Annotated in this window: 22 protein-coding genes and 1 pseudogene; 6 read left to right on the top strand and 17 right to left on the bottom strand. The window is 65.0% G+C overall.

The annotated features are described in order from the left end of the window. Positions 1-26: 26 nt before the first annotated feature. Positions 27-917, bottom strand: a complete 891-nt coding sequence (locus tag ACZ5BT_RS00745; RefSeq protein ID WP_464883651.1) for a DUF72 domain-containing protein — start codon at positions 915-917, stop codon at positions 27-29. A 124-nt stretch (positions 918-1,041) separates the two neighbouring features. Next, entirely contained in the window at positions 1,042-1,989 is a 948-nt protein-coding gene (locus ACZ5BT_RS00740) for a DUF4268 domain-containing protein (protein WP_464883650.1), read from the bottom strand. A gap of 169 nt (positions 1,990-2,158) precedes the next feature. On the opposite strand from ACZ5BT_RS00740, the gene ACZ5BT_RS00735 reads away from it, so the two are divergent. After that, entirely contained in the window at positions 2,159-4,738 is a 2,580-nt protein-coding gene (locus tag ACZ5BT_RS00735; RefSeq protein ID WP_464883649.1) for a PD-(D/E)XK nuclease family protein, read from the top strand. After that, positions 4,735-7,779, top strand: a complete 3,045-nt coding sequence (locus ACZ5BT_RS00730; protein ID WP_464883648.1) for a UvrD-helicase domain-containing protein — start codon at positions 4,735-4,737, stop codon at positions 7,777-7,779. The genes ACZ5BT_RS00735 and ACZ5BT_RS00730 overlap by 4 nt, the downstream gene beginning before the upstream one ends. Positions 7,780-7,974: 195 nt before the next feature. Here the strand turns inward: ACZ5BT_RS00730 and ACZ5BT_RS00725 are convergent, their stop codons facing one another. Beyond that, the gene (locus ACZ5BT_RS00725) at positions 7,975-9,105 is read right to left on the bottom strand and encodes a helix-turn-helix domain-containing protein (RefSeq protein ID WP_464883647.1); all 1,131 of its coding nucleotides are present in this window, start codon (positions 9,103-9,105) and stop codon (positions 7,975-7,977) included. 525 nt (positions 9,106-9,630) lie between these two features. Between ACZ5BT_RS00725 and ACZ5BT_RS00720 the strand changes: the two genes are divergently transcribed. Further along, positions 9,631-10,365 carry a hypothetical protein gene (locus ACZ5BT_RS00720; protein WP_464883646.1) on the top strand — a complete coding sequence of 245 codons (735 nt, stop codon included), beginning with the start codon at positions 9,631-9,633 and terminating at the stop codon, positions 10,363-10,365. An 82-nt stretch (positions 10,366-10,447) separates the two neighbouring features. On the opposite strand, the gene ACZ5BT_RS00715 is transcribed toward ACZ5BT_RS00720, so the two are convergent. The 5 genes from ACZ5BT_RS00715 to ACZ5BT_RS00695 all read right to left on the bottom strand — a co-directional run bounded on the left by ACZ5BT_RS00715 (position 10,448) and on the right by ACZ5BT_RS00695 (position 15,118). Continuing rightward, positions 10,448-11,398: an Abi family protein gene (locus ACZ5BT_RS00715; protein WP_464883645.1), complete on the bottom strand. Its 951-nt coding sequence runs from the start codon at positions 11,396-11,398 to the stop codon at positions 10,448-10,450. A gap of 66 nt (positions 11,399-11,464) precedes the next feature. Continuing rightward, complete coding sequence (locus ACZ5BT_RS00710) at positions 11,465-12,565, bottom strand: integrase core domain-containing protein (RefSeq protein WP_464883644.1); 1,101 nt, start codon at positions 12,563-12,565, stop codon at positions 11,465-11,467. Positions 12,566-12,749: 184 nt separating this feature from the next. Further along, complete coding sequence (locus ACZ5BT_RS00705; RefSeq protein ID WP_464883643.1) at positions 12,750-13,772, bottom strand: transposase; 1,023 nt, start codon at positions 13,770-13,772, stop codon at positions 12,750-12,752. A 23-nt stretch (positions 13,773-13,795) separates the two neighbouring features. After that, positions 13,796-14,746, bottom strand: a complete 951-nt coding sequence (locus ACZ5BT_RS00700) for an IS481 family transposase (protein ID WP_464883642.1) — start codon at positions 14,744-14,746, stop codon at positions 13,796-13,798. A gap of 87 nt (positions 14,747-14,833) precedes the next feature. Next, a complete protein-coding gene (locus ACZ5BT_RS00695) occupies positions 14,834-15,118 on the bottom strand; it encodes a transposase (protein ID WP_464883641.1) in 285 nt (94 codons plus the stop codon). 71 nt (positions 15,119-15,189) lie between these two features. Between ACZ5BT_RS00695 and ACZ5BT_RS00690 the strand changes: the two genes are divergently transcribed. The 3 genes from ACZ5BT_RS00690 to ACZ5BT_RS00680 all read left to right on the top strand — a co-directional run bounded on the left by ACZ5BT_RS00690 (position 15,190) and on the right by ACZ5BT_RS00680 (position 16,823). Further along, positions 15,190-15,522: an MbcA/ParS/Xre antitoxin family protein gene (locus tag ACZ5BT_RS00690; RefSeq protein ID WP_464883640.1), complete on the top strand. Its 333-nt coding sequence runs from the start codon at positions 15,190-15,192 to the stop codon at positions 15,520-15,522. A 198-nt stretch (positions 15,523-15,720) separates the two neighbouring features. Continuing rightward, complete coding sequence (locus ACZ5BT_RS00685; RefSeq protein WP_464883761.1) at positions 15,721-15,849, top strand: AbrB/MazE/SpoVT family DNA-binding domain-containing protein; 129 nt, start codon at positions 15,721-15,723, stop codon at positions 15,847-15,849. 245 nt (positions 15,850-16,094) lie between these two features. Further along, positions 16,095-16,823 carry a hypothetical protein gene (locus ACZ5BT_RS00680; protein ID WP_464883639.1) on the top strand — a complete coding sequence of 243 codons (729 nt, stop codon included), beginning with the start codon at positions 16,095-16,097 and terminating at the stop codon, positions 16,821-16,823. A 167-nt stretch (positions 16,824-16,990) separates the two neighbouring features. Here ACZ5BT_RS00680 and ACZ5BT_RS00675 read toward each other — a convergent pair whose 3' ends face one another. The 9 genes and pseudogenes from ACZ5BT_RS00675 to ACZ5BT_RS00635 form a co-directional block, all read right to left on the bottom strand. Beyond that, positions 16,991-17,713, bottom strand: coding sequence for an SDR family oxidoreductase (locus tag ACZ5BT_RS00675; RefSeq protein ID WP_464883638.1), 723 nt, complete (start codon positions 17,711-17,713; stop codon positions 16,991-16,993). Between the two features lie 319 nt (positions 17,714-18,032). After that, positions 18,033-19,034: a M24 family metallopeptidase gene (locus tag ACZ5BT_RS00670; protein WP_464883637.1), complete on the bottom strand. Its 1,002-nt coding sequence runs from the start codon at positions 19,032-19,034 to the stop codon at positions 18,033-18,035. Positions 19,035-19,240: 206 nt separating this feature from the next. Continuing rightward, a complete protein-coding gene (gene xylB, locus ACZ5BT_RS00665) occupies positions 19,241-20,719 on the bottom strand; it encodes a xylulokinase (RefSeq protein ID WP_464883636.1) in 1,479 nt (492 codons plus the stop codon). Beyond that, positions 20,719-21,879 (bottom strand): xylose isomerase, encoded by a 1,161-nt coding sequence (xylA, locus tag ACZ5BT_RS00660; protein WP_464883635.1) that lies wholly within the window; start codon positions 21,877-21,879, stop codon positions 20,719-20,721. The genes xylB and xylA overlap by 1 nt, the downstream gene beginning before the upstream one ends. Continuing rightward, positions 21,879-23,009, bottom strand: coding sequence for an ROK family transcriptional regulator (locus tag ACZ5BT_RS00655; RefSeq protein ID WP_464883634.1), 1,131 nt, complete (start codon positions 23,007-23,009; stop codon positions 21,879-21,881). The genes xylA and ACZ5BT_RS00655 overlap by 1 nt, the downstream gene beginning before the upstream one ends. A gap of 4 nt (positions 23,010-23,013) precedes the next feature. Beyond that, positions 23,014-23,769 (bottom strand): ATP-binding cassette domain-containing protein, encoded by a 756-nt coding sequence (locus tag ACZ5BT_RS00650; RefSeq protein WP_464883633.1) that lies wholly within the window; start codon positions 23,767-23,769, stop codon positions 23,014-23,016. After that, positions 23,766-24,917 carry a sugar ABC transporter permease gene (locus tag ACZ5BT_RS00645; RefSeq protein ID WP_464883632.1) on the bottom strand — a complete coding sequence of 384 codons (1,152 nt, stop codon included), beginning with the start codon at positions 24,915-24,917 and terminating at the stop codon, positions 23,766-23,768. The genes ACZ5BT_RS00650 and ACZ5BT_RS00645 overlap by 4 nt, the downstream gene beginning before the upstream one ends. A gap of 120 nt (positions 24,918-25,037) precedes the next feature. Then, positions 25,038-26,075 (bottom strand): D-xylose ABC transporter substrate-binding protein, encoded by a 1,038-nt coding sequence (gene xylF, locus ACZ5BT_RS00640; protein ID WP_464883631.1) that lies wholly within the window; start codon positions 26,073-26,075, stop codon positions 25,038-25,040. A gap of 191 nt (positions 26,076-26,266) precedes the next feature. Further along, positions 26,267-26,425: pseudogene (locus tag ACZ5BT_RS00635) on the bottom strand (integrase core domain-containing protein); the annotation flags it as partial. Positions 26,426-26,501 lie beyond the last annotated feature (76 nt).

Raw genomic sequence — 26,501 nt, 5'->3', positions numbered from 1 at the left:
TGCTCCGGGATCGCTCCGCACTTTACTCACACCGTCTCCAGGCTCCGCATGAACACCGCCGCCGCCTCCACCCCCTGGGTCCCGTAGTTGTTGTTGAAGATGACGAAGGTCCGCTGCGCCTTCATTCCCCGGGCCACCTCCACCAGCTCCCGGATCTCTTCTTCTGAGTACCAGTAGTTGAAGCGCTCGTAGGCGGCTTTCGTGCGCTTCCACCAGGTCTTTTCGTTCCGCCCGTGGCAGCGAAGGACGGCCGCCTCCGGGTGGGTGACCTCGGGCACGAGCGGCGGCGCCCCCGGCGCCCTTGGCGCGTCCACCGCCACGTGGACGAGCTCCCACGCCCTGAGAAGGTTCCGTACTTCTGGCCAGACACCCTCCCCGTACCACGAGGCGTGGCGGAACTCGACCGCGGGCAGTATCCCGGCGCTCCTGGCCCGGGTGCTGACCTCTTTCAGCTTTTCGAAAGCCTTCTCCGAGGGGCGGAACCAGGGCGGGAACTGGAAGAGCACGTACCCCAGCTTCCCCGCTTCTTGCAAAGGCCAAAGCGCCGAGACGAACCGCTCCCAGAGGGCCTCGACCAGCTCGGGGGAAACCTTTGACTGGGGAAGCCTCCCCCGAAACTCCGGGTCCGGCAGCAGCGGCCGCAGGTCTTTGGGCAGGGCCCGGGCCTCCAGCCCGTGCCCGGTGAAGGCGCTGAAGGCCTTGACGTTGAAGACGAAGCCCTCGGGGGTGCGCTCCGCCCAGAGCCGGGCGTTTTTCTCCGAGGGCAGGGCGTAATAGGTCGAGTCCACCTCGACGGTGGGAAAGCGTTCGGCGTAGTAGCGAAGGCGCTTCTCGGCGTTCCTGGCCACGCCCGGCGGATACCACCCCGCCTCGATCAGGGTGGGGTCGGTCCAGGAGGCGGTGCCGACGAGGATCACAGATTCATGTTAGGGAACCGGCGATAGTACTTCACCGTGGCGCGCCCTGGCACCGGACGCTGGGAACCAAGAGCCGGGCCTCTCAGCATCAACCACGGCGAGGAGAGACATGGCGATTCCCCAGTTAGAGCTTCTTCACGTAAGGACCGAGCGCCTTGTGCAGGCGAATCATGGCGTCGATCATCTCTTCCTGGATTTGCGGCCAGGCGTCGTGGTCTTTCAGCCCTCGCTTGCCGCGAGCCACGTACTCGATGCTGGAGGCGCGTCTGGCATCCTTGCGATCCCAACGGAGGGGTTCGCCAAAGTTTCTTTCGATTTCTGCCCTCTGCTCATACAGATAGTCGAAATACCGTTTATTGATTTCCTGGTCCGGCGTGTCGATGTAAAGCTCCACCCGCCACCCGTCTTTGAGAATGACGTAGTTAAAGCCAAGCCCGCCTTTCCCAGCGCCCGCGCTAAGCCAGTGCTGGGTGGAGGGGGAGAGATTGGCGTGGAGACGGGTCCTTCCCTGCAGTTTCTCGATCAAGCTCTGCCAGAACTCCCGGTGCAGGAGGTTGCGTTCCGCGAGGTCCTTGCGGCGGCTTCCGATTTTTCTGCTTTCCTCGCTGGGGCCGGCAACGACCGTGAGCATGGGTGCGGGGGGTGAATCGGCGATCCGGTACGCTTCCAGTTTGATCAGGTACAGCGCTGTGTCGGCGGGAAGGGTTTCGTTCAGCCACTGCACCGCTCTTTCGTGCTCCGGGCGTGGCTGGCTGCTGATCCAGATCGCGGTTTTGGCGTTCAGGTTGCTCATGTAGGTGATGAGCTTGCCGAGATGGTCATGGTCGGTCTTCTCCAGCTGGTTTTCAATGATCACCGGGTTGCCGTGAGCGTCCTCAGCGAGTATGTCCACGGAGAAGTCGCCGGCGGCGGACTCCTGCTCAACCAAGGAAAGACTCATCCCGGTAACTTCCCCCAGATAATCGAGGTTCTCTGCAAGCCATGTTGAGAAATCCCGTGCCTCGTGCTTCCAGAGCTCGCGCAAGGGAATGGGTCTGAGACGGGATATGGTTTTGCCGGCGCCGTCAGGCATGCTTCCCTGTTTCATTATGCTCGAACCAGATGCCGCCGGGCCTCAGCGCGTCACCGGGCGCCCTCCCGTCGCGGAAGCAGCTCCGTTCTCCCGATCCGGTCCGGATCCGTTCAGGAGGTTACCTGACCCGGCTGCCGACCGGCTCATGTGGTGTCATGAGGGAAGGCCTATGAAGACCGTCTACGTACGCAATCCCTGGCAGCCCGAACCCCCGCCCTCGGGCCAGCGGGTGGTGACCCCGAACCGGCACGCCGCCCGACGGCTGGGGGTCCCCCATGTGAGCCTCGAGGCCCTGGCGAGGCGGCGCCTTCCACCGGATGCCGTTCCCGCCCCGCCCCTGGTTGTGGCCCGGGCTCTGCGCCGGGTCCTCGCCGAGCTGGGCAGCCCCGATCCTGACGGGGAGGCCCGGGCGGTCGGCGGGACGCTGGCCGGCCTCCTGCGCTCGGGGGCCGACCTCGAGCGGCTCGAAGCACTCGGAGGGCGGCTCGGGGCGCGGGCGGCCGAGGCCCGGGCCCTGCGCAAAGCCCTGGCGGAGGGCGGCTGGGTGCACCCCGGCGAGGTCCTCCACCGGGCCGCGGACGGGCGGCGCGAGCCCCTTTACGTCTGGGGCTACCCGCACCTCGGGTTCGACCAGCGGGCCCTCCTGGCTGCCGTCGCCGGGGAGGGGAGCGTCCTCGTCCTCCCCGGCCCCGAAGCCCCCTTTGCTGAGCTCTCCCGGCAAACGGCCGGGTGGTTCGGCGAACGGGAGTGGAAGGTCCTGAACGAGCGCGGCTCGCCCGCGAGCCCGGGCGAGCTGGCGGCGGCATGCTTTTCCGGAGACCAGGCCACCCCGAGCCAGAGTCTCGAGGTTCACCGGTATCGCGACCGCGAGGCCGAGGTGAGGGGCGTTCTCGCCCGGGTGAAGCGACTCCTCCTCGAGGGCGTTCCCGGGGAGCGCATCGCCCTGGTTGCCCGCGACGACGCAGAGGTGGGCCCTCTCGCCCTCGCCGTGGCGTGGGAGTACGGGATTCCCCTCCGCGCCCTCTACGCCGTCCCCCTTGCCGAGACCCGGATCGGCGGCTGGGTCGCGAGCCTTCTCGAAGCTGCCTCTGCTGGTTTCCCCTTCGAGGCCACCGCCCGGGTTCTCGCCCATCCCCTCGGGCCGGGCCTTGCCGGGGAGGCCTGGGGCCGGGCCCGGGCCGAGCACCCGGCCGGCCCCCGGGCCTGGCGGGATCTCGGCGCCCCGGAGGCCCTCTTCTCTCTCCCGGGGCGGGCCACCCGCGAGGGGTTTGCGCGGGCGCTCTTGAAGCTATTCCGTGCGCTGCGGATTCGGGCCCGGGCTCTGTACTGGGCCCGCGAGCTCCTCGCCCTCGCCGCCCTCGAGGAGGGGCTTCGCTTCCTCCCCGATCCCGGTGAGGAAATCGACCTCGATACCTTCCGCGCCGACGTCGCCGAACTCCTCGTCACCGCGACCGTCCCCGCCGCGCCGGGACGGGGCGGGGTCGAGCTCCACACCCCCCTTTCGCTCGCCGGGGCCGAGTTCGACCACCTCTTTGTCTTCGGGCTCACCGAGGGACGGTTCCCGCCGCCGGTTCGGGACGACCCGGCGCTCGACTTCTTCGAACTCCGCCGGGCGGAACAGGCGGGTTTTCCCGTCGAGTCCCCCGCCGAGAGAGCGCACCGCGAAGCCCTGCAGTTCTTCGCCCTCCTCTCCGGGGCCCGCGAGCGCGTGATCCTCAGCTGGAACCCCGGCGACGGGGAGCCGAGCCCCTTCCTCGTCCCCTTCGGCGAGGGGGCCGAGCCCGAGGCCCTGGCCGCGAGCCCGGAGGAGGTCCGCATGCACCGGCTTCAGGGCCGGGGGCCGGCGGACGTGGGGGATCCCGTGCTCACAAGCGCCCGCGCCGCCTGGCGGGTAGAGATGGCCCGGGAGGGGCCGGGAAACCCGGACCCGCACGACGGTGTCACCGGGGTGCCCGTGGATCCCACCGGCCGGACCTTTGCCGTCACCGAGCTCGAGGCCCTGGGTCGGTGCCCCTTCCGCTGGTTCGCGGGCCACCTGCTGGGACTCGCCGAGCCAGAAGAAGCCCCCGAGGAGGTTGATGACCTTACCCGGGGGAAGCTCTACCACGAGATCCTGGCCCGGGCGGTCCGCCCCGGCCAGGATCCCCGCCGGGCGGAGGAACGCCTCGAGGCAGCTTTCGCCGAGGTCGAGGCGGAGATGGGCCTTGACCGCCTCCCCGGCTGGCCGGGTCAGAGGCTCGAATACCTCACCCGCCTCCGGCGGCTCGTGGCCTCGGAAGGGTTCGCCGAGGAGGGGGCGGAGGTCCTCGCGGTGGAGCGGTCCTTCAACGAGGCCGACTGGCGGGGGTTTCGGGTGAAGGGCCGCGTTGACCGGGCCGACCGGGTGGGGGACCGGGTGGTGCTCTACGACTACAAGGCGGGGAAGTCCGCCCCCAAGGGAGTGAAGGGCAAGGAGGGAAAGCTCAACCTGGACTTCCAGCTCCCCCTCTACCGCGAGATGGCCCCCACCCTCTTCCCTGACCTGAAGCCGGGCCAGGCTTACTACCTCCTGGTGGGCGCGGCCGAGGCCAAACAGGCGAAGATCGTGGATGGCGCACTCGAGGCCCTCGCCGACCGGCTCCGCCGCCACCTCGAGGCGGGCGACTTCAGGGTGGAGCCGGACACCCGGGAGTACGCCTGCCGGTACTGCCCGTTCGATCTCGTCTGCCGGCGGGGGCCCAGGCTCTGGCGGAAAGGGGGTGCGCGGTGAAGCCCACTCCCGAGCAGGAACGGGCCATCCGCGCCCCCGGTGGCGTTGCGGTGATCGCCGGGGCGGGCACCGGCAAGACCCGCACCCTGGTCCACCGCTACCTGGCGCTCCTGGACCGGGGACTCTCTCCCCTCCAGGTCGTGGCCGTCACCTTCACCGAGGCCGCCGCCGCGGAACTTCGCGCCCGCCTGCGCCGCGAGCTGAGGCATGCCCGCCCCGGGCTTGTCCCCGAGCTCGAGGCCGCCCCCATCGGCACCATTCACGCCCTCGCCGCCCGGATCTGCCGTGAGCACTCCCAGGCCGCCGGGGTCCCTGCCGACTTCCGGGTCCAGGACGAGGTCGAAGCCGCCCTCTGGCTCAGGGATCACCTGCCCCGAGCGGTGGCCGGCCTTCCGGAAGAGGTCTTCCGGGCCGTGCCCTACAGCCTCCTGCTGGGCGCCCTGGAGGAGCTCCTCGCCGATCCGGTGGCGGCCGGCGAGGCTTTCAACAAGGACCCTGAGGCGATGGGGGCGCTCCTCGGTGCGGAGCAAAATCACCACTTTGAGGAAGCCAGGGTCCACATGGAGATCCTCAGTCAGCAGGAGGCTTCCGGCAGGCTGGATGAACTTCGCGCGGAGCTCCTCATCGCCTGGAAGGAGGACCCTGAGGGTTTCTGGGAGCGCGCATCCAGCCTCAAACTACCCGGCGGCAAGACCCGCCATCTGGAGGTCAAGGAGGCGATCAAGGCGGTCCGCGACCTCGCCAAGCAGGCCCTCCGGCTCCGCTTCACCGAAGACCAAGAGCGTGCCTGGAAGGCCCTTAAGGAAGCCTTCTTCAAGGTGCGCGAGCGCCTTGAAGCCGAACGGTTCCGCGACCGGGTCCTCGACTTCGCCGGCCTCGAGGCCCATGCCCTCCGGGCCCTCGAGGACCCCTCCGTACGCGACTACTACCGCCAGCGCTGGAAGCACGCCCTGGTAGACGAGCACCAGGACACCAATCCCGTCCAGGAGCGGATCCTCCACGCCCTCTTCGGACCCGGCGATCTCACCTTGGTCGGCGACCCGAAACAGTCCATCTACGGCTTCCGCCGGGCCGACCCCCGGGTCTTCTCCCGCGCCACGAAGGAGGCCCCGGAGCAGGTATTCCTCAGCCGGAGCTTCCGTACCCACAGCGCCCTGGTGGAAGCGGTCAACGGAGTTTTCGAAGGCCTCCTCCCGGACTTCGAGCCCCTCTCCGCCGACCGTAACCCACCCCACGAGGGCCCCCACCTCGAGGCCTTCGTTGTGGCCACTGGCAACACCAAGGCCGCCCGCCGGCAGGCCGAGGCCCGCGAGGTCGCCCGCCGTATCCGCCGCTGGGTCGAGGGGAAACTCCTCGTCTGGGACCGGGAGGCCGAGCGTGTCCGCCCGGCCCACTGGTCCGACTTCGCCGTACTCGCGCGAGCCTGGTCGGTGCTGGAGGACATCGCGCTCGCCCTCCTGGCCGAGGGGGTACCGGCGGTCCTCACCCGTGGCGGGAGCCTCCTCGAAGCCCGGGAGGTCAAGGATGGCCTCGCCCTTCTCCGCTTCCTCGCCGATCCAGCCGACGACCTGGCCCTGATCGCGGTCCTCCGGAGCCCCTTCTTCGCCGTGTCCGACCGCACCCTCCAGGCGCACGCCGGCGGCGAGGGAGACTGGTGGGAGCGGGTCCTCGCCTCAGGCGACCCCGCCCTCGAGCGGCCCCGGGAAGTGCTGGAGAGGCTGCTCGCGGCCCGCAGCCACGAACCACCCAGCCGCCTTTTGCAGATGGCTGACCGGCTCACCGGCTACACCGCGGTCCTTGCCAACCTCCCCCTGGCCGGGCGCCGCCTCGCCGATTGGCGGGCCTTCCTGGACCTGGTGCGGGAGCTCGAACGGGGGAATGAGGATACCTTCGCGGTGGCCCGACGCTTCCGCGAACTCCTGGCTGCGGGGGTTCGCCTCGACCGGCCGCCGCTTGCCGCCGGCGACGCCGTGTCCCTCCTCACCATCCACGCCGCCAAGGGACTCGAATGGCCGGTGGTTTTTCTCGCCGGGCTGGACCACGAGGCGAATCGGGGCCAAAAGCCGGCAGCCCTCTTCGACCCCGAAGTCGGGGTCGCTCTAAGTGAGGAAGAACCGAGCGGGATCCACGCGCTGATCGAGACGCGGCGCAAAGAGGCCGAGAACGAGGAGCTTTTACGCCTGCTCTATGTGGGCATGACCCGGGCCGCCGACCGGCTGGTGGTCTCAGCCGCCGGCGACAAAGGGGCCTGGAAGGTCGTCAGGGACCACCTCCCCGGGGTCGAGGAACTCGTCCCCGAAGAGGAGGATCTCCTGCCTCCCTTCTCCGGGGCGCCCGCCCCGGAGCTGGCCGAAGCCGAGATCGTGGGCGAGGTTCCCCTGGCCCTCTCCGGGCTGCCGGTAACCGCGCTCGACCTCTACCGGCTCTGCCCCCGCCGGTTCCACTTCGCCCACGTTCGGGGGCACCCGGGGGCCGGGGAGGAGGCGGCCGTTGCCCGCCGGGTCGGCAGACTGGCCCACGAGGCCCTGGCAAGGGGGACAGCAGACGAGGAACGCCTCGCCAGGCTTGACCCGGGCCTCCCGGCGGAGGCCGTCCGGGAGGCCGCCGAACTCGCGCGGGCATTTCTCCAGTCCCCTACCTACGAGCGGTTCCGCCGCGAGGCAGAGGGGCGCGAGGTCCCCCTGTCGATCGAGGTCGCGGGGGTCACGCTTTCCGGGATCGCGGACCTTGTGGGACCGGGCTGGATCCTCGACTTCAAGACGGATCGCGAGGTCCAGCCCGGTGAACACGCCCTCCAGGTCTGGGCCTACGCCCGGGCCCTGGGGCGGGATGAGGCGTACCTTGCCTACCTGCGCCACGACCGCCTGGTGAAGGTTCCTCTTCACGATCTCGAGGCGGAGGCGGAAAAGGTGGTGGAAGGGATCCGTTCCAGAGCTTTTGACCCCACCCCTTCCGCGCGATGCGCCGCCTGCCCCTACCTGGGCCTCTGCGACGAAGGTAAGGCCGAAGCGGGCCGGAATGAAGGTGGGGGTTCTTCGTAGGAAGATCTGGCCTCGTGGCCGGGCCCGCCCCTGTTCGAGACAAGGGGCCGGCGGGGTGTGGCGAACGTTCCAAAGCATTGGCGCCCCTGGAATGGGCCGGAACGTATGCCCGCGGTTGCCATCAACAGCGAAAGGCCCTCCGGGTGGGCAAAAGCGATCCCCCGGAGGGCCCCGGTATCGAGAAGGTAGCGCTTCCTAGGCGAACACGGGATCACCCTCCTCCGCCGGGATCGCCTCGAGGAAGGCCTCGAGCTCGAGATCGCTCACGCCAAGGAGTTCGGCCGCCCCGGCCAGGGAGATCTTCCCCGACTCCAGTCCGGTGAGCGCCCACTCGAGGAACTTCCGCGGCAGCCGCTCGGGAAGGGGCAGGGGGCGCTGGCCCAGGTCCCAGGGGGCGGGCTGGTAGCCGAGCCGCAGTGCAAGAACGAGCGGCTTTACATTTTCAAAGCGTGCTTTCGGCCCCTTGAGCCTTTTGAGGCCCTGAAGTCGAGTGAGGGCCATGGCGTAGCTGACCCGGTAAGTCCGAGCCAGCCGGACGATGTCCTCGGGGGCCTCGACGCGGTCGAGCCCGCGCTCTTCGAGCCAGCGGTCGATGCCCTCCGTGGGGAGGAGAAAGTGGGCGGCGAAGACATCGGCGAAGCGCTCGATCGGGGCCCGGTCCCCGGCACGACAGAGGATTGCCGGGCGGTCGTAGTGAAAGCGGCTATGCGCGAACTCGTGCGCCAGGGTGAAGCGAGCGCGGGTGCGCGCCTGGCGTTCGTTATAGGCCACCGCCGGGCCGAGGTCGGGGTGGTCGAAGAAGAGCCCGGAGAGCTTCTCCCCCAGATCGAGGGCGAAAACGTGGACTCCCTGGTCCTCGAGGAGGTCCTTGGCGTCCGGCACCGGGGCGGTGTCGAAGCCGAGCGCGTCCCGGACCCGGCCAGCAAGCCGCGCAGCTTCTCCGAGGGGGGTGTCGTCGGCAAGCGGGCGGAACTCCGAGCGGACAGGCCGGTATTCCGGCTCCACCCGCTCAACAAGCCAGGCCATCCCCCGCACTCGTTCGATGAGCGCGAAGACCCCCCGCCGGGCCTCGGGGTAGCGCGTGCGGACGAGTTCAAGGAGCGCCTCCTCCCAGTTCCCGGGGCGGGGCTCCTCGCCGAAGAAGAACCCCAGCGGAACCCCGTAGAGCCGGGCCATCCGCTCGAGGGTCTCCGCCCGGGGTGTGCGCTTCCCCCCCTCGTACTGGCTGATCGCCGCGGGGGTCATCCCTAGCGCCTCCGCTGCCTCGCGCTGGGTGAGCCCCGCGCGTTCGCGGGCGCGCTTGAGTCGGGAGCCAAGCTCGGCCATCCTCTGCCTCCACCGTGTGTTAACTCTACTATCTATAGATTAACGATCCGTGATATTCTGCGGTATGGGGGTTCAGGGTTTGCCGTCCTGTGTGCTGCTTCCACTCGCCCACCTGCGGGTTGCCATCGAAGGACTGCCGGGTCCTCCACGCGAGGTGGAACTCTGGCTACCTCTTGACCCAAGGGGACGGGTAAGTCTGGTCTGCCCGGATTGCCGCCGGGAAGCGCAGGTCTCCCCGGAGGTGGTCGAAAAGGGGGAAGCTTTCCGCTGCCCTTTCTGCCTCCGGGAGGTGTCTGTAGCTGAGGCCTTGGTCCTTGCCTATCCAAAGGTCCTGGAGCCGGGAGGGGATGCTGGTCTGCACCGTAGCCCAGGGTGGATCCCAGCACACGGATGTGGCGACCCCGGAGATCTGTCGCAAGTGCAGCATTCCGGAAGCCTTGACCCAGGTGAACTGCGTGTATCTGTCGGGTGGGGTCGAGCTCTACAAGCGAATAGGGGGGCAGTACAGAGCCTTCGCAGGTGTTTTTGGACTGCGAGGTAGTTGGTTTCTCAAACCCCGGAGATTACGAGCAGATCTGCCCCTCCTGCGACCGCCGATTCCCGGTCCACCTCGACCTGTCGGAGGAGGTGCCGGTTCGCCTTTCGAACTACCTGCCGGGCAACGGAGCGGTCACCGATAAGGATCTCCGGCAGGCGGTGCTCCGGGTCCTCTACGCCTTTCACGCCCGCCACCCCGAGCGCTACGGGCGCTTCGACTTGGCCCCGGAGTTCCTCGCCGAAAGCCTTGGGGTCGGGGAGGACGACGTGATTCGGGTCGTCCTCCCGATGGAAGAGGAAGGCGAAGTCAAGACTCTCGGGTTACCCGGGGAGCCCCACTTCCGCTACGTGGCGTTGACTGCCAAGGGGGTGCGGGCGATCTACGACGAGCCCCTCTTTGAGCGGGAGGTGGGCCTGTCGGTGGAAATTGGGGAGCTTCGAAACGAGGGCGGCAGCGTCGCGATCGCCGCCGGCAACGCCCGGGTACGCCAGACGATGCAGGTGGGCGCGGACGCGGAGGCCCTCCTTGCAAAACTCGAGGAACTGCTTGAACCGGTGTTCAAAAACACGGAGGTTGCCGACCTCCTTCGCGAGGTGCGAGACGCCCTTGAGAAGGGCGACAAGGAGCGTGCCCGGGGGCGGCTTGAGCGCTTGTGGAGATGGGTCAAGCCCACGCTGGAAGCGGCTAACCTTTTGAAAAGCTTGATCCAGCTACAGAGCTAAGTTCCCGGCAGGTCGATCACGAGCGGCATGCCGAAGCCGTATTGCGTCCGCTCAAAGTATGAACCGCAAGAGGGATACGGGGTTAGTGGCACCGGGCCCAGAAGGCAAGCCGGCGCCAGTCCTCGGGAAACCCCATGCGCTCGAGCATGGGCCGGTACCGCTCGATCAAGGTGCAGAGCTCCCGGATCCAGCTGCATCCGGGCGTCATGCGCTCGGCGAAATGCCCCAGGACCACCAGCGTGCGGTAGAGGTACTGTTCCCTGCCCTGGGGTGTGGCCCGGAGGGCCTCGAGTAAGGCCGTGGGACCACGGGGGATTGTCGTCGTCAGTGTGTAAGTCGTGAGCTTCCTGTCCCACAGGCGCATATGATGAGCGGCTAGATTCCGAACATAGGTTAGGTGCGGGAGCAGGCTAACGATTACGCCAGCAGGGATACCCAGGTCCTTCTTCAGGCCCGCGAACACCGGCCGCAGGCGTGGCTGACTACGATCCAGGTTCTTGATCCAGTGGCCTAGCTCGCCAAACGTCATGAGTTCGCACGCAAGCCAGGCGGGCGGGAGCGGCTCGGCGTAATCCCGGTCGAAGTGCTGAAGAATCGGATCGTGGTCCTTTTGCCTTGCCCAGTTGCGATTCAGCGCGCATAGGCTCTCGTAAAACCGTGTGGTCTTCCGGTAAAGGCCGGGGTCAAGGTAGCCAAAGGGGCCGAACTGCTCGCTCAGGTGGTACGCCCACCGCGTGCGCAGCCCGATCTCGATCCGCTCGATGGCGGCCAGTACGTGGAGCCGGAGCGCCCGGTCGAACTCGTAGAGCCGGACGACGTCTTCAAACGTGGTGCCAGGGTGAAAGCGGTGGTTCGCGTCTCCGGGGATTTCGAAAGGGTGCCAGTAGGGGCGGAGCCGGGCATAGTTCACCCGGGCAAGGAACGCCCGGGCGGCGTCCTCGTCAGCAATCTCCAGGCCGCGTGACCTAAGCTGGTCAATCTGTTCCTCGATGGAGAGAAAGGGCTTGGTGACGGCGTAGCGGCGGGCGGTCATGACAAATGAGAAGTCCCCTCCCCAGTCCGCCCCTCAAAGGGGGTTGGACAGGAGGGGCTTTGTTAACTACATGCAACCATGTTTTCCGTCTGGTGTCAAGGAGCTGTAATCGGTCAACACATCTGAGACTCTTTTGGGGACCGACTCCGCTTGCATTCTAGCCAGGAACTCAAGAGGCGCAAGGCCGTTGAGCGCACGATGGGGCCTCCTGCGGTTGTAGTAGTCCAGGTAGGCGTCGAGCTCCCTTTGGAGCTCGGGGATTTTCGTCGGCAGAGGCTGGGTGTAAAACTCCTCCCTGAAGGTCCGCTGCATCCGCTCCACGTGGCCATTGAGCTTGGGACTTCTCGGGGGCAGCACGAAGAGCTCGATACCCAAACGTTGGCAAGTTTCCTCAAACTCGGCCATGAACTCGCTTCCACCGTCCACCTGAATGGCCCTGACGGGAAAGGGGGCCTGGGTGATGAGGTGGGCCAGAAAGCCAGCTGCTAGGTTGGCGGTGGCCCGGGTGTGCACCTCGGCCAGGGAAAAGCGGGTGTAAAGGTCTACCGCCGAAAAATGCTTGACGGCCTCCCCGGGTCCTAGGGTCACGGTAAGGGTGTCCACCTGAACCAGGTCGCCGGGTGAGGAGGCGACGTAGCTTTTGGGTTTTCTCCTGGCGTAGGGGCGCCTGGGCCTTCGCTTCACCTTCCCCCGTCTCGCCCGGGCCAGGAAGGCGGCCACGCTTTCAACACGACGGTGCGCTCCCAGGTGGGCCAGGATACGGCCCACGGTGCGTTCGCTAACCCCAAAGCCTTGCTTCCCCAAGGCCAGCCAGATCGGCCAGCGGCCCCAGGTGGGGTTTTGCTTCCTCAAAGTTTCAATCGCAATGAGAAGTTCGGTCGTCCAGTGGAGCTTTCGTCGCAACCGCCTTGGGCGTTTGGATCTGGGCCCAAGGCCTTTGAGGCCTTCTTCCCTGAGTCGCTTTTTCCAGCGGTAGTAGGTGGCTCGGCTGATTCCCACCAGGGACTGGATCTCGGACCAGTCCACCTTGTGTTTCCGGAACGCCTCGACTTGTTTGAGCTTTCGCAGACGGTCTTGGACCGTGGGGTCGCCCGCTCCAGCCTCCTGGAGCACCTGGGCTTTCCTCGCCCCCCTCCATACCTCCCGGCCAACCGTTGTAAGCTGCATACGTGGGGACCTCCTCTCTCCTGGAGTGGTCCCCACATTCTTATCGATTCGGTCTCACATGTGTCTGTCCGGGTTCAGGAGCGGCCTGGAGGCTTAAGGCGTGTCAGGGAGGCTTCTCCTGTTTAGCGGTTAAACGTCCACCAACCGAGGTTTCGACCGGCGGGGGTTCCCCCCCGCCTCTCCCCTACCATGAGGCATGCTCCTGGGCGGTCCACCTCGCGGTCACCACCAATATCACGGGCTCAAGGTTACTGTAGGGCTTCACGAAAACGATACCACTTTGACCCGCTTTTGCTCCACAACTTCCAGCGGCGTCCGGTAGCCCAAAGCCTGGTGCAAACGCCGGGTGTTGTAGAAGTGCCGGTACTCGTCCAACGCCCGCTGCAGTTCCAAGGGGTCTCGGATCTCCTCCCGCATAAGCTTCTCTAGTCAAAGGTTCGCCTGGCGGCGAAGCAGCTTTCAAGCTCCGATGCAATCGCTCGATCTTGCCAATGCCCTGGGGCCTCCCCACCGGGGCAAAGACCTGCCCGATTCGATGCGCGTAAAGGTACCCGCGGAAAGCCTCGGATTGGAACGCCGAGCCCCGATCGGTCCGGAGCAAAAGCCCCTTGGTGGGAAGCCCGAGCCTCCTGGCTTCCTCCCGGGCCCGCTCGATTGCTTCCCTCGCCAATCCCGCGGTCTCGCCTTCCCCCACTTTGCCCGCCACGCTGGCCAAAAGGTAGCGGCTTTCCTCCTCGATCACGTTGAGAATGCGGTAGCCCCCAAGCGCGGGAAAACCTTTGTGCTCGACCAATCGCCATAAGGTGCTATCGGCACTGAGCACGAGGCCCACCCGCTCGGGCTTAGGCGGCTCGGGGCCTTGGCTCTTGGCCTTTGGCCTTCGCTTCATGGGGAGCAAGAGCCCCTCCGCCTTGAGCACCCGGTAGACGGTGCTTTGACTCGTCTGGATGCCCCGGCGCAAAAGCTCCGCCCAAACCTTGCGGTAGCCGTAGGTGGGAAAGGCCAGGGCGATCTCGCGAGCGTGCTCCTGGATGGCATCCCGCTCGGGGCAACGGCGGAAACATCGGGAACCCCTCGCCCTACGCGCTCCTCGCAGCGCCCCGCCCTGGACTTCCCGCCACCTCCGCTTTCGTCGGTAGTAGGTGCCCTTGCTCATCCCCAAAAGGCGCAGGAAGGCGTTCACCCCAAGACCGAGCTCCCGGCGCACCGCTTCCAGCTCCTCAAAGCTCGCTAGCTGTGCAGTCTCACCACGTTGTTCACACTAAGCCCCAACCGTGAAACGGGGGCCTGGTTGCCCAGGCTGGTGTGCGGCCGGTGCCAGTTGTAGTAATGAAGCCACTGGGGCAAGTACGCGTCCCGGGCCTCGGAGCTGGGATAAGCGTGGGCATACGCCCACTCGTTCAGCAAAGTGCGGATGAACCGCTCCACCTTCCCGTTCACCCTTGGCGTATAGGGGGGCGTGGTCTTGTGCCGGATGCCCAGCTGCCTGAGCACCCTTTGGAAGCGCTTGGACTGGAAGACTTTGGCATTATCAGTCATCACCGCCTGAACACGAACGCCTATTCTGCGGTAGTAGCGCAACGCGGAAAGCAAAAAGGCCACCGCACTCTCCTTCCGCTCGTTCGCCTTCACCTCCACGTAGGCCAGGCGGCTATGGCCGTCCACCGCAGCGTAGACCGCCTCGTAGCCTACTCCGGAAGAAGCCCTGCGCCGGTCCCCGGTGACCCGGTGTCCCGGTCTTTCGAACCGGGCGAGCTTCTTGGTGTCCAGGTGCAAAAGCACACCAGGGGCCTCGACCTCATAGCGCCGGGGCAGGGGCTTGGGTTCCAGAAGCGATAGGCGGTGAAGGCCCGCGGCCTTGAGGATCCGGGCCACCGTGCTCCTGGAAACCCCAACTTTCTGGGCGATGGCGTGGTAGGGCCAGCGTTGTTGGCGAAGCTTTTTCACCTGCTCCCTAAGCCTCTCCGGCGTGCGCCTGGGGCTTCGTTTGGGTCTTGAACTGCGATCCCTAAGGCCCGCTTCACCCTCCTCGCGGTAACGCCGGAGCCACTTGTAGGCGGTCCTTGGGCTGACCCCCTGGGCTTTGGCCGCTTCCCTCACCGGCAGGCCTTCATGGATAATGCGAGACACAAGGATGCGCCTTCCTTGGTAGGTGAGTCGCGCGTTCTTGTGGCTGTTCACTGGAGCCCCTCCTCTCGTGCCATAAGCCACTCTTTCACGGGTAGCAGTGTGAGGGGCTTCAGTGAACAACGTGTTGGGAGGTTACAGCTAGCCGAGGCGGCGGAGTTTTTTTAAAACCTCCACCCGCAGGGCCATCTCGGCCAGGGCTTCCTTCAGCTGCTTGTTCTCGTTCTCCAGGGCTTTGACTTGAGCATCCGGTCCTTTGCCTTTGAGGGCAGCCTCCCCGCCCTTGAGGAACCGGTCACGCCAGGCAAGCAGGGTCTTGTAGCTGACCCCGTGCCTTCTTGAAGCCTCACTCATCGAGAGCTCCCCGCGCAGGATGCTCAGCACGATGGCAACCTTCTCCTCGGTGCTCCAGCTCCTTGTAGCCATTTTGCTCATACACTACCCCCTCTTACCTCGCAGGTGGTACCGCTTGGAGCGAAGCACTACAGATCGAAGCGATGCGCGACCCGAAGACCGGCCTCTATCACGCCAAGCGGATGGCCGGGGTCTTTGGCGTACGGCCCAGCCAGCTCGCCCGGCCCCTCGGGGTCAACAAGAGCACGGTGATCCGCCACCCCACGGCCCCCAAACTGCAAGGGCCCGCGGCCCGGCTGGAGCAGCTCTTTTACGACCTCGAGCGGATGCTGGGGAGCCCGGAGAGGGCCCGGGCCTGGCTCAAGACCCCTTCTGAGATCTGGGGCGGGAAGACCGCCTGGGACCTGATCGAGGACGGCGACCTCGACATTGTGCTGGCGGTGGTGCGCTCGCTCAAGGAGGGTGCCCCGCTTTAATCTCTCCCGGCGAACAGCTGGCGCGCATGCGCGGCGCCGTGATACGCTCCTGAGCCGGGCATTTCCCAAGGGAGGCTGGCACGGCCGTCCTGGTACCTCTCGTGCAGTTTAGCCCGGTTCGTACGGTCGGGCCCCGACGGCGCCTTTCGTGGCACGATGAGGAAGGGATGACAATCACCCTGACGTCCGGGGGGGCGAATCACCCTGCCCAAGTCGGTGCGGGAGGCGCTGGGCCTGAAGCCCGGGGACGAATTCCTGGTCTCGCTGGAAGAGGTCCGCATCGTCCTGCTCCCCCGGCCCCGCTGCCGGGCCAGGAACCTCCCGTAGCTCATTCCCAAAGCAGGGAAGCCCTACCCGGGCCCGGAGAAAGAAAAGGAGGCGCTCATCCAGGCTCTGGCGGAAAACGTGTCGCGGTGAGGGCAGGGCACCTCGACGTTACCGTACCGTTGCGTCTGGATCCCCAGTCCCGGGGAGGGTTTTATGAGCCTGTACGGGAGCACCGGCTTTGATGGCGGAGCCATGTTACGGAAAACCGGAGCACAGCTTTCGATGTGTGGGAAAATGTACGGCAAATGGAAAACGGGCGCGCGAACAGACGGACCATGCGTGCGGCGATCGCCCTGGTTCTGGAGCGGGCGAATGAACCGTTGTCCGTACCGGAGGTCTGGCGCCGCATAGTTCGGCAGAGGCTCTACCGACGCCGTGACGGCGGCCTCCCCACGGAACAGCACGTTTACGCCTTTATCCTGCAAAACCCTAAGCTCTACGAGCTCGACCGGTCGCAGAGACCGATGCGGGTCCGGCTCCGTAAGGGCCCGCGTCCCAAGAACAGGGAGAAGGGAATGCCCGCCCGGAAGGATTCAAAGAACCTCAGTTGGGCCACCGAGCGCGCGGTTCAGGAGCGGCTCGTTCGCTGGCTCGAGGGCCAGGGGTGGGAGATAATCGAGGCAGCGGAAGGCAGCACCCACGGTCCGGACCTGGTGGCCCGGAGAGGTGACGAAACGCTGGTCGTAGAAGTCAAGGGGTTTCCCGGCAAACGGTACGCACGGGGTCCGAAGAAGGACGATCTCAAGCGCACACAACCCTATACCCAGATGCGCCACTACTTCGCTGGGGCACTCACCGATCTCCTGCGGCGGAGAAACCGCTACCCCGGCGCCGGCCTGGCCCTTGCGCTGCCCCCAGCGACGACCTACCGGAACCTAGCCCGGGACCTTTCCTGGGCCCTCGAGCGGCTCGGGGTTCTGGTCCTTTTCGTCAGCCAGGACGGAGAAACGGAAGCCTATGTGCCGGATTCTTGATCCGCAGCTGGGAGGTTGAGAGGGTGAAACCGCCTTTCCGGCAGGCCGCCGGCTTTTGCGTTCCCGTGCACAGGGCGTAGAGGCCGAATGGCCGAGTTTCCGGTGATGCCCGGCTTTCTCGGCGGTCAGGGCCGAAAGCTCGTATTCCCTGGACTCCCCGCCCCCCTCTAAAGCGGCTCCGACATGGGGCGCATGCCAACGAGGAATACCCTGGCGTGAGGCGGCTGGCTGAGGGCAAAGACCACGGCCTCGGCCACATCCTCAGGGTGTAAGAAGGTTTCGAGGCGGGGATCCCCGGGTGTACGACCGGTGCCGAAGGCGAACTCGGTTTTTACCCCGCCCGGGGCCACCACGCTCACCCGGATCCCCTTCTCCCTGAGCTCGTGGTCCAGGGCCTGCGCAAACCCCACCTGGGCGAATTTCGAGGCGCAGTAGACGGCTTCGTTGGGCAGCCCTTTGAGCCCCGCCACCGAGGCGACGAAGACCAGGTCTCCAGAGCTCTTGGCGAGCAGAACGGGCAGGAAGGCCTGGGTCACCAGAAAGCTTGCCCGCATGTTGGTGTCCATGATCCAGTCGTAGTCCTCGGCGGTGAACCCGGTGATGGGACCGTATTTCCCCACGCCCGCGTTGTTGACCACGATATCCACGGCGCCAAAGGCCGTGAGCGCCTCGTCCTTCAAGCGCAGGACATCCCCTTCCTTGCGCAAATCGCCGACCACCGGTACCGCCCTCCGGCCCAGGGCTTCGACCTCGGCGACCGCGGTCCCGAGGCGGCCCCGGTCGCGGGCCGCCAGGACCACGTCGGCGCCCCTTTTTGCCAGAGCCAGGGCGATGGCCCGGCCAATGCCCCGGCTGGCCCCCGTGATCACCGCAACCTTTCCATCAAACACTTTGAACCTCCTCCCAGACGCCATTTTTGCGCCTTCTCAAACCGATTCAATTGCCGTCCAAGTGTGGACGCAAACACCAAAGCAGGCCTGAGGGCCAGCGGCTTCCAAAGCAGGGGCGCACGGGTGACGTCTGGAGTCGTGGAGACAACCGTGTCCGCTTCCAAAAGGCCGGTTCCATATTCCCCGCAAACTCGCGTTCCCCAGGCCGCTTCCCAGTGCAAACGCCAACGAATTTGTCTTCCCGCGTGGGCAGAGACCTGGGCGCGGACCTCCCCTGCCCACGATTTCGCCCCGACGATGCCAGTACGGGTTTTCCGCATCACCTCTCCAGAAGAGCGGGCCGCGCCCGTCCATGCACCATCACCTTGGGCCAGTGGGGATCCTCGGTCAGGTTTTCGAGCCCCCCATCGAGGAGGAGAAAGGTATCCTCCACCTTGGCCCCCGCCAGGCTCGGATTCCAAGCCAGAATCATGCCCTCCTCGAGTCGCAGATCGTGGCCAGGGGTGGCAATCACCTCTCGGGACCGGTAACCTCCCACACCCCCCTGGTGATGCTCGCGCCACGCTTCGGGGAAACCCGCCCCCGCGTAGGCTTCCTGGATGACGGCGAAGACTTCTCCAAGGGACACTCCGGGGCGGCTTGCAGCCAGGGCCGCCGCTTCCACCTCCAGCACCTTCTCGTACCGGCCCCTGATCTCAGGTCTCCCCCCGAAGTGAGCCATCCGGGTGAGATTCGCTACCAAGCCGTGCCTTGTTCCACACACCACGGCCATGAAGGCCCGACCCAGGGAACGGTCTTTTGGTAAGGGGTGGCGGTAGCGGAAAAGCCGCTCTTCACCGGCCACTAGAAGGAGGAGGGGTCGAATTCCCCGACCCCAAAGTGCCTCGGCCAGGGCGCCAGCCAGTTCCCGTTCCCGCCACTCGGGCTTCGCCTCCCGGACAACCTCCCCCGTGGCCAGGGCCGCCTCACGGCCCAGGAGTCGAAAATTGTCTTGCGTGTCCGGGGTGAGTACCAGGCGCAGGGGGGTGAGGTCGAGCTCGAGATCGTTCGGTCGGGCCAGGAGGGGTGGGGTTTCCCAGGGGTGGGTGACCACCGGGAGGCCCCGGGCCTCCTCCTCAGGGATCCGAAGTTGCTCGATCCGGCTGGTGTGGACCCGAACCTCCTCCGCCACCTCCAGCCAGGCTACCGGGTCCCCCATTCCCAGAGTGTTCTCCCCCCCAGTAAGCCAGGCAAAGTTCTCGGGTAGGTAGACCCAAATCCGCTCTAGGCCCTGGGTCCGCATCCAAGCCCTGAGCCGTTCCAAAGGGGTATCCGCCCGCATCAAAGAACCTCCTCCAGCGTCTTGGCCCGGTATCTGTACACCTGAAGATACGGGACCCTCGGTTCACGCCGATTTAGCCTGACCACGCGATTCGCACACCGCTCCCGGGGTCGTGCTCGCAGGGCATCCCCGGATAACTGCTTTGCACCTGCCTCCGGCCTCCATCGCGAAAAGACGAACAACGTTGATGGGTGAGGTAACAGACTTCACGAACCTCCTCCGTTCGTGTATAGACGCTGTACGGCTTTCACCGCAAGGAGATAGTCCTCGTAGAGGGCCTTCATACCCGCCGTAGGGGGCGGGGCCGGGCTTTCAGGAAGTTGGGTTGCCTGGAGGGCCTCCTCCAAGCTGGGGTATACCCCGGCCCCGACCATGGCGAGGATGGCAGCCCCCCGGGCCGCTCCCTCCTCCCTTGCTACCCGGAAAAGGGGCACCTCGAGCGCCCCGCCAAGGAGACTGAGCCAAAGGTCAGATCGAGCCCCGCCCCCGGTGGCCAAAAGCCGATCGGGGAAAGCGAGGGGACGCATGACCTCTAGGACCGCCCTGAGGCTGAACGCTACGCCTTCCAGAACCGCGCGCACGAGATGCTCCCGGCCGTGGGCTAGGCTGAGCCCCACCCAGGCCCCTCGAAGGTACGGGTTGAGATACGGGCTTCGTTCACCCGAGAGGAAGGGCAGGAAGAAAAGCCCTTCACTCCCCAAAGGCGCCGCCTCGGCTTCCCGCAACAACACCTCCAGGTCTACACCGGGGAAAGCCCGGTCCAAGAGCCACTGGAGGCTTCCGGCTGCGTTCAGAGTAACCCCGAGGAGATGGTACCCCCCGTCGGCGTGACAGAAGAGGTGGACCCGCCCCTCGGGGTCGGGGCTGGGGGCATCGAGGGGAAGGAAGATGACCCCGCTCGTCCCCAAGGAGATGCTCCCCACCCCCGGCCGGTGGCGGGAAACCCCAAGGCCCAGGGCAGCTGCGGCATTGTCTCCAGCGCCTGCCACCACCGGAGTCCCCTCGGGCAAACCTGTGGCCTGCGCCCACTCGGACCGAAGTCCCCCGATGACCCGCTCACTTGGCCCCACCTCCGGGAAAAGCTCCGGAGACAGGCCCAAGGCCTTGAGGAGATCCACGTCCCAAGTCCGGCTCTTAAGGTCTAGGGCTCCCACCCCCGAGGCATCCGAAGGCTCGGTGGCGTAGACCCCGGTAAGGAGGTGGCCCACGTAGTCCTTGGGTAAAAGAACCTTGTGTACCCGTGGGAAGACTTCCGGGTGGTTCCGCTTGAGCCAAAGGACTTTAGGGAGCTGGAACCCGGTGATGGCGGGATTTCCGGTGCGCCGGATGAGTTCGGCTCTGGGAATGGCCTCCTCAATCAGCGCCACCTCCTCCGCTGTGCGCTGGTCGTTCCAAAGGGGGGCGGGGAGAAGGGGCCGGCCTTCCCGGTCCAGGAAAACCGCCCCGTGCATTTGTCCGGAAAGCCCAATCCCCACCACCCGGTGTCCCTCCAGGGCCTGGGCAAGCCTTATTAGGGCCTCCTGCAAGGCCCTAGTCCAGTCCTCCGGACGCTGTTCCGTCCAGCCGGGCCTGGGGGTAAGGAGGGGGTAGGGCGAGCGCACCTCGGCCACTTTCCGGCCGCCAAGGTTCAGGGCCACGGCCTTCAAGCCGCTTGTCCCCAGATCCACACCGATCGCAAGCTCCACTAGCGCACCCCCAGAAGGTGCTCTACCGCGATCTGATCCAAAGCCTCCAAGCCGTACCCCTGGCGTCTAAGCGACTCTAGGGGGAGTTCCGCCCGCTTGAGAGCTTCAGCCCGTTCCGGTGTATAGGGGCCAAGCAAGGTCGTGGCTGCCTCGTCTTCTTGGTAGTACGCATGGAGAAGAGCCTGGACCTCTGGATCCTCCCGGAAGGCCCGGGCCTTCTCTTTCAAGATCAAGTAGGTCCGCATGCACCCCCGTGCAAAGGCCCAAACCCCCTCCTCGTCCTCGGTCCTCAGGGCGTGGGCGTCGAAGTGCCGTGGCCCCTCGTACCCCGAGGACTCCAGGAGGTCCACCAGGAAGAAAGCTGTCTTGAGATTCTCGGAGCCAAAACGGAGATCCTGGTCAAACCGGCTCATCCGCTGGTCGTTGAGGTCGATATGGAAGAGCTTGCCCGCATCTAGGGCCTGCGCGACCGCGTGTACGAAGTTGAGCCCAGCCATGGTTTCGTGAGCGAACTCAGGGTTCAAGCCAAAAAGCTCCGGCTGGTCGAGGGTCCCTATGAACCCCAGCATCGCCCCCACGGTGGCGAAGTAAATGTCCCCTCGGGGCTCGTTTGGCTTAGGCTCCAGAGCGAACCGGTAACCGTACCCTTGGTCCTCGGAGTAGGCGGCGAGGAAATTTAAAGCCTCCCGGGCCCACTCAAAAGCCCGCCGGGCTTTGAGGCTGGCCTCCACTTCGGACCCTTCTCGCCCTGGCCAGACCACGTAGGTCTTGGCTCCGAGCTCCGCTCCCAAATCCATGGTCTCCATGCTTTTCCGGATCGCGTAAGCCCGGACCCGGGGGTCCGGGCTCGTAAAGGCCCCGTCCTTGAAAGCGGGGTCGGAGAAGAGATTCGCGGTCACCATGGGCACCTTAAGCCCCGTCTCCTCCAGGGCCTTTTTGAAACGTCGGACGATCCTGTCCCGCTCTGCCGGGGGCGTGTCACGCGGGATCAGATCCTCGTCGTGGAGGTTCACTCCGTAGACCCCAAGCTCCGCCAGTTTGTGCACCACATAAACCGGATCTAGACGCTCCCGCACCGCGTCCCCGAAAGGATCCCGACCCACGTTCCCCACTGTCCAAAGACCAAAGGTGAACTTGTGCTCCGGCTTCGGTTCGTACATCACACCGCCTCCACAAACGCCATCTGCACCACGAAACGATCCGCGGCCAATGCTGCTGCCCCCAATAGCGCTGCGTCCCGCCCCAAGGGGGAGAGGGCCACCTGGTCCGGGGTATGGACCGGGAGAGCATACCGGGGGAGCCGGTCCCTAACTGCCTGCAAAAGCCGTGCTCCCAAAGCCTGCATCAATGGTCCACCGAGAACCACCAGTCCCGGGTCCAGCACAGCCAGGATGAGGGCGGAAAGCTGTGCGAGCCGCTCCGCCATCTCATCGAAAAGCGTCTCTGAGGGATCTTCTTGCCAGCGTCGATAGCTGAGAAACACCTCCGCGCACCCTTGCTTTCCACATCGACATCGAGGCCCTTGGGGGTCGAGCGTGATGTGCCCCACCTCTCCTGCGTGGAACCGCTCGCCCCGGTAAACCCTGTGGCCGAGGACAAGCCCCCCGCCCACACCCACGCCGAGGTTGAGATAGGCGCAGTTCTCCACTGGCCAGTTCCCCAAGGCGTACAGCCCGTAAGCAGCGGCGTTGGCTTCGTTTTCCACAACCAGAGGGGCTTCCGAGGGTACACCCAGTTCTAGAAGCCTTTCCCGTACCTGATCTCTCAGGGGAATATTTTGCCAACCAAGGTTGGGAGCCAACGTGAGGTGCCCTTCCTCGGGTTCCACCAGTCCCGGGATGGAAACCCCGGCAGCCCGAATCCTCGCTTCCTTGAGCAGGGGTGCCGTGGCTTCGGCGAGAACCGCGAGAGCGGCCTCTGGTGTCCCGGGGGCAGGAGGCAGGATGGTTTTCCTGATCACTTCTCCATGGAAGTTCATCAGGGATACCCCCATGCGATCGATGTCGATCTCCCATCCAAGGACCAGGTTCCGCTTCCCCTCAACCTCGAGAGCTACGGAGGGCCTCCCCTGCCCTTTGGGCGGCAACGGGCGCTCGACGAGGAGCCCCTCGTCCAGAAACTCTTCTACGACTTCGGTGACTGTGGAGGGGGACAGGGCGAGTTCCCTGGCCAGCTCAGCGCGAGAGAAGCCAGGGTTTTTCCGCAACGTTTCGAAGATCCGGGCCCGGTGAAGGCTGCGCAGCCCCCGGGTACCCATACCGCGCAAGGATTGTTCAAATAGCCTCTGCATAGGCCTATTGTGCTGGGGGAACCCCAGCGATGATCATCTCCAAGACGTCGTCGTGCGTAACATCCTCGGTGCGCACCGTTCCTACTACGCGCCCCGCCTTCATTACCGTGATCCGATCGCTCAGGTCGAAAACATCGTGAAGATCGTGGCTGATCATGACGATGCCCAACCCCTCGGACCTCAGGCTACGGATGAGCTCCTTGACACGGGCCGTCTCCTCTGGCCCGAGGGCCGCGGTAGGCTCGTCCATGATGAGTACGGTGGCCCTGAACTGCAGGGCCCTGGCGATGGCCACCGCCTGACGCTGCCCGCCCGACATGCTAAGAACCGGAACCCTTAAATGTGGCACCCGTGCCCCAACGCGTTCCAGAACTCGCCTGGCTTCGGCCTCCATGGATTCTTCGTCCAGGGAAAAACCGCGGATTCGCTCTCGGCCCAAGAAGATATTGGCCACCGCGTCTAAGTTGTCGGCTAGGGCGAGGTTTTGGTGAATCGTTTCGATGCCATGTCGCTGAGCGTCCCGGGGAGAATGGAACGCAACTTCTTCCAACCGCCCCTTCTCGCTGAGGACCAAAATCCTGCCCGAGTCCGGGCGGTATACGCCGGAGAGAACCCGGATCAGCGTGGACTTTCCTGCTCCATTGTGGCCAAGAAGCCCGAGAACTTCCCCCGGATAAACGTCAAGATCCACCTGGTCCAGCGCTTGCAAACCTCCAAATCGGAGGCTGATCCCCTCCATGCGAACCAGGGGCTCTTTCATCCTCTCCTCCTGTCGAAGCGGGCGTTCCAAACCGCGGCTATCACCAGTACAACTCCGAGAACCACGTTCTGCCACTCAGTAGGCACCCCGATGAGGACGAGGCCGTTTTGGAGGCTGGACATAAGCAGAGCGCCTAGGGCGGCTCCCAGAATGGTTCCCCTCCCTCCCGCCAGAGAGGTACCCCCCACAACAGCCGCGGAGATCACATAGAGCTCTAAAAGGTTTCCCATCCCTGTGGGAACGAAAGCGAGTCGCGCTGCCTGGACGGCCCCGGCCAGCCCAGAAAGCAAACCCATGAGCCCGAAAACCAATACCAGGATTCGCTTGACGGGAATGCCGGCCAGCAGGGCGGCCTCCACGTTCCCGCCAATGGCGTAGACGTACCTGCCAAATCGGGTTCTTCCTGAGAGCCAGTGCAGGAATGTGAGTACGGCAAGGGCAATGAGGACCGGTACAGGAATCCCCCGGCCCTGTCCGGTTGCAGGGTTGGTGAACCCGTTCATAACCCAGACGAAGCCCGCGAAAATCGCGAGAATGAAAAGGCTTTGCAAGCCGTCCAGCCAAAGTGGTCTGATCATGAGACCGTGTCTTGCCCGCGTAGCCCGCCCGTTCCAGAGGACGTAGAGGGCGTATGCAGCCATCCCCAACGTCACAATCCAGGTCCACAAGGGACCGATCGCTCCGTTAAGCCCACCTCCAAGAACGAGAAATCCGTCCTGCAAGGGACCCATGGTTCGTCCCTGGGCGGCAATATAGGTCGCATTTCGGAAGACCAAGAGCCCCGCCAAGGTCACGATGAATGAGGGGGCTCGCAGGTAAGCCACCAGGTACCCCTGAAAGAGTCCGATCCCTCCCCCTATGAGAATCCCGACAAGCATCGCCAGGGGCCAGGGCCAGCCCTGGCCCAAGGGCGGCACAGCCTGAAGTATGGCCATGATCATCCCGGTGAACCCCAAGAGCGAACCAACGCTGAGGTCGATCTCCCTGGCCACGATCACCAGGACCATACCGCCCACCATGATGCCCATGACCGCGGTCTGAACCGAGAGATTCCAAAGGTTCTGAGGGCTCAGGAACCGGCCAGGTTGATCCAGGGTTAGCAGCTGGAAGAATATCCATGACAAGGCCAAGGAAACGAGAAGAATCAAGTTTTGCGTTCCTAAGGCCAGGCCTTGTGCTTCTTCCCGCTTCTCTGTCGTTTTTACTGCGCCCGGTGCGTCCATGTCAGTTTGGGTGTGGGGGGCAGCCGTCGCTGCCCCCACCCTGTCTTAGCGGCAAGCCGCCGGTGCTTGAGGCCCGCTCACTCCCTGGCAAAGCGCATCCCTGGTGATCCAGCCCGCATCAATGACGACGTTGAGGTTGTCCCGTGTGATGGGGATGGGCTTCAGCAAAACTGCATTCACTACCGTACCTCGAGGATCCTTGGGTACCTTAAACTTCTGAACACCCGGGATATCTTCGGGTTTGGTGCCCTTGGCCAAAAGGACCGCGATCTCTGCAGCCCGACTCCCAAGCGCTCGCGCGTCCTTCCAGACGCTGACGGTCTGAAGTCCCTTGGCAATTCGGTTCAGGGCTGCCCAATCGCCGTCCTGACCGGAAACAGGCACCTTGCCAGCAAGCCCAACCCCCGCCAGGGCAGCAATCACTCCCCCTGCAGTCCCGTCGTTGGAAGCAACCACCGCGTCCACTTTGTTGTTGTTGGCAGCCAGGATCTGTTCCATGTTCCGCTGGGCAATTTCAGGTTTCCACCCGGGCGTGTACTGCTTACCCACCACCTTGATGTCTCCGCGGTCGATCGCAGGCTTGAGGACCTCCAACTGCCCTTGATAGACGAAGTCGGCATTCGGGTCTGTGGGAGAACCGAGAATGAAGACGTAATTGCCCTTGGGGCGCACTTTGTAAACTTCTTGAGCCTGCAGCCGCCCGACTTCTACGTTGTCAAAGGAGATATAGAAGGCGTAGGGGTCAGCGATGAGGCGATCGTAAGCCACAACGGGAATACCCGCTGCCTTGGCCTTCTGAACTGCTGGCAAGATGGCATCCTTGTCCCAGGCAAGGATGATCAAAGCACGTACACCGCGGGCGATGAGGCTGTCTATGTCGTTGAGCTGCTTCTCAGCCGAGCTCTGCGCGTCCGTGCTGATATACTCAGCACCCATTTTGGCCAGCTGAGCCTTGATTGCTGCTTCATCCCGGCGCCAGCGTTCTTCCTGGAAATTGGCCCAGCTAACACCGACCAGTAGGGGACGCTGGGCCAGGCTCATACCAAGAAGGGCCAGCAACACCCCTGCCAAAAGGCCAAACATCCTCGATGAGACACGATACATGGAGAGCTCACCTCCCTCATGAGCCGGATTCACGGCAGCCCAATACGCAGCAGACAGTTTTTCTTTTCTTCCCGACTCAAACTAAGTCTAGCGAGGTTCTGCCGCCAGTGCAAGGGGGTGTAATCGGCCAACACATCTGAGAGTCTCTGGGGATCAGCTGTACTGTGCCCCTATTTTTGGACCACTTTTCGCCCGATTTCGGCCAGTCCCCCGCCCCCCTTTAAGAACCATTCCGCGAACGCCTCCGGCGTCAGATACCCCAGGGCCGAATGAGGCTGCCTGCGGTTGCAAACATCCAGAACGAACGCCTCGATGGAAGCCCTGACCTTGCCCTGGTAGGCCTGCGGCGGGCCCAGAAGTCCAGGCAGGAAGACCACCGGAAGCCGCCAGGGCCCCTCCGGCCGG

This window comes from Vulcanithermus mediatlanticus (genome assembly GCF_055385885.1).
Note: the sequence above shows the minus strand (reverse complement) of the source record. Positions and strands in the feature narration are given on the sequence as shown.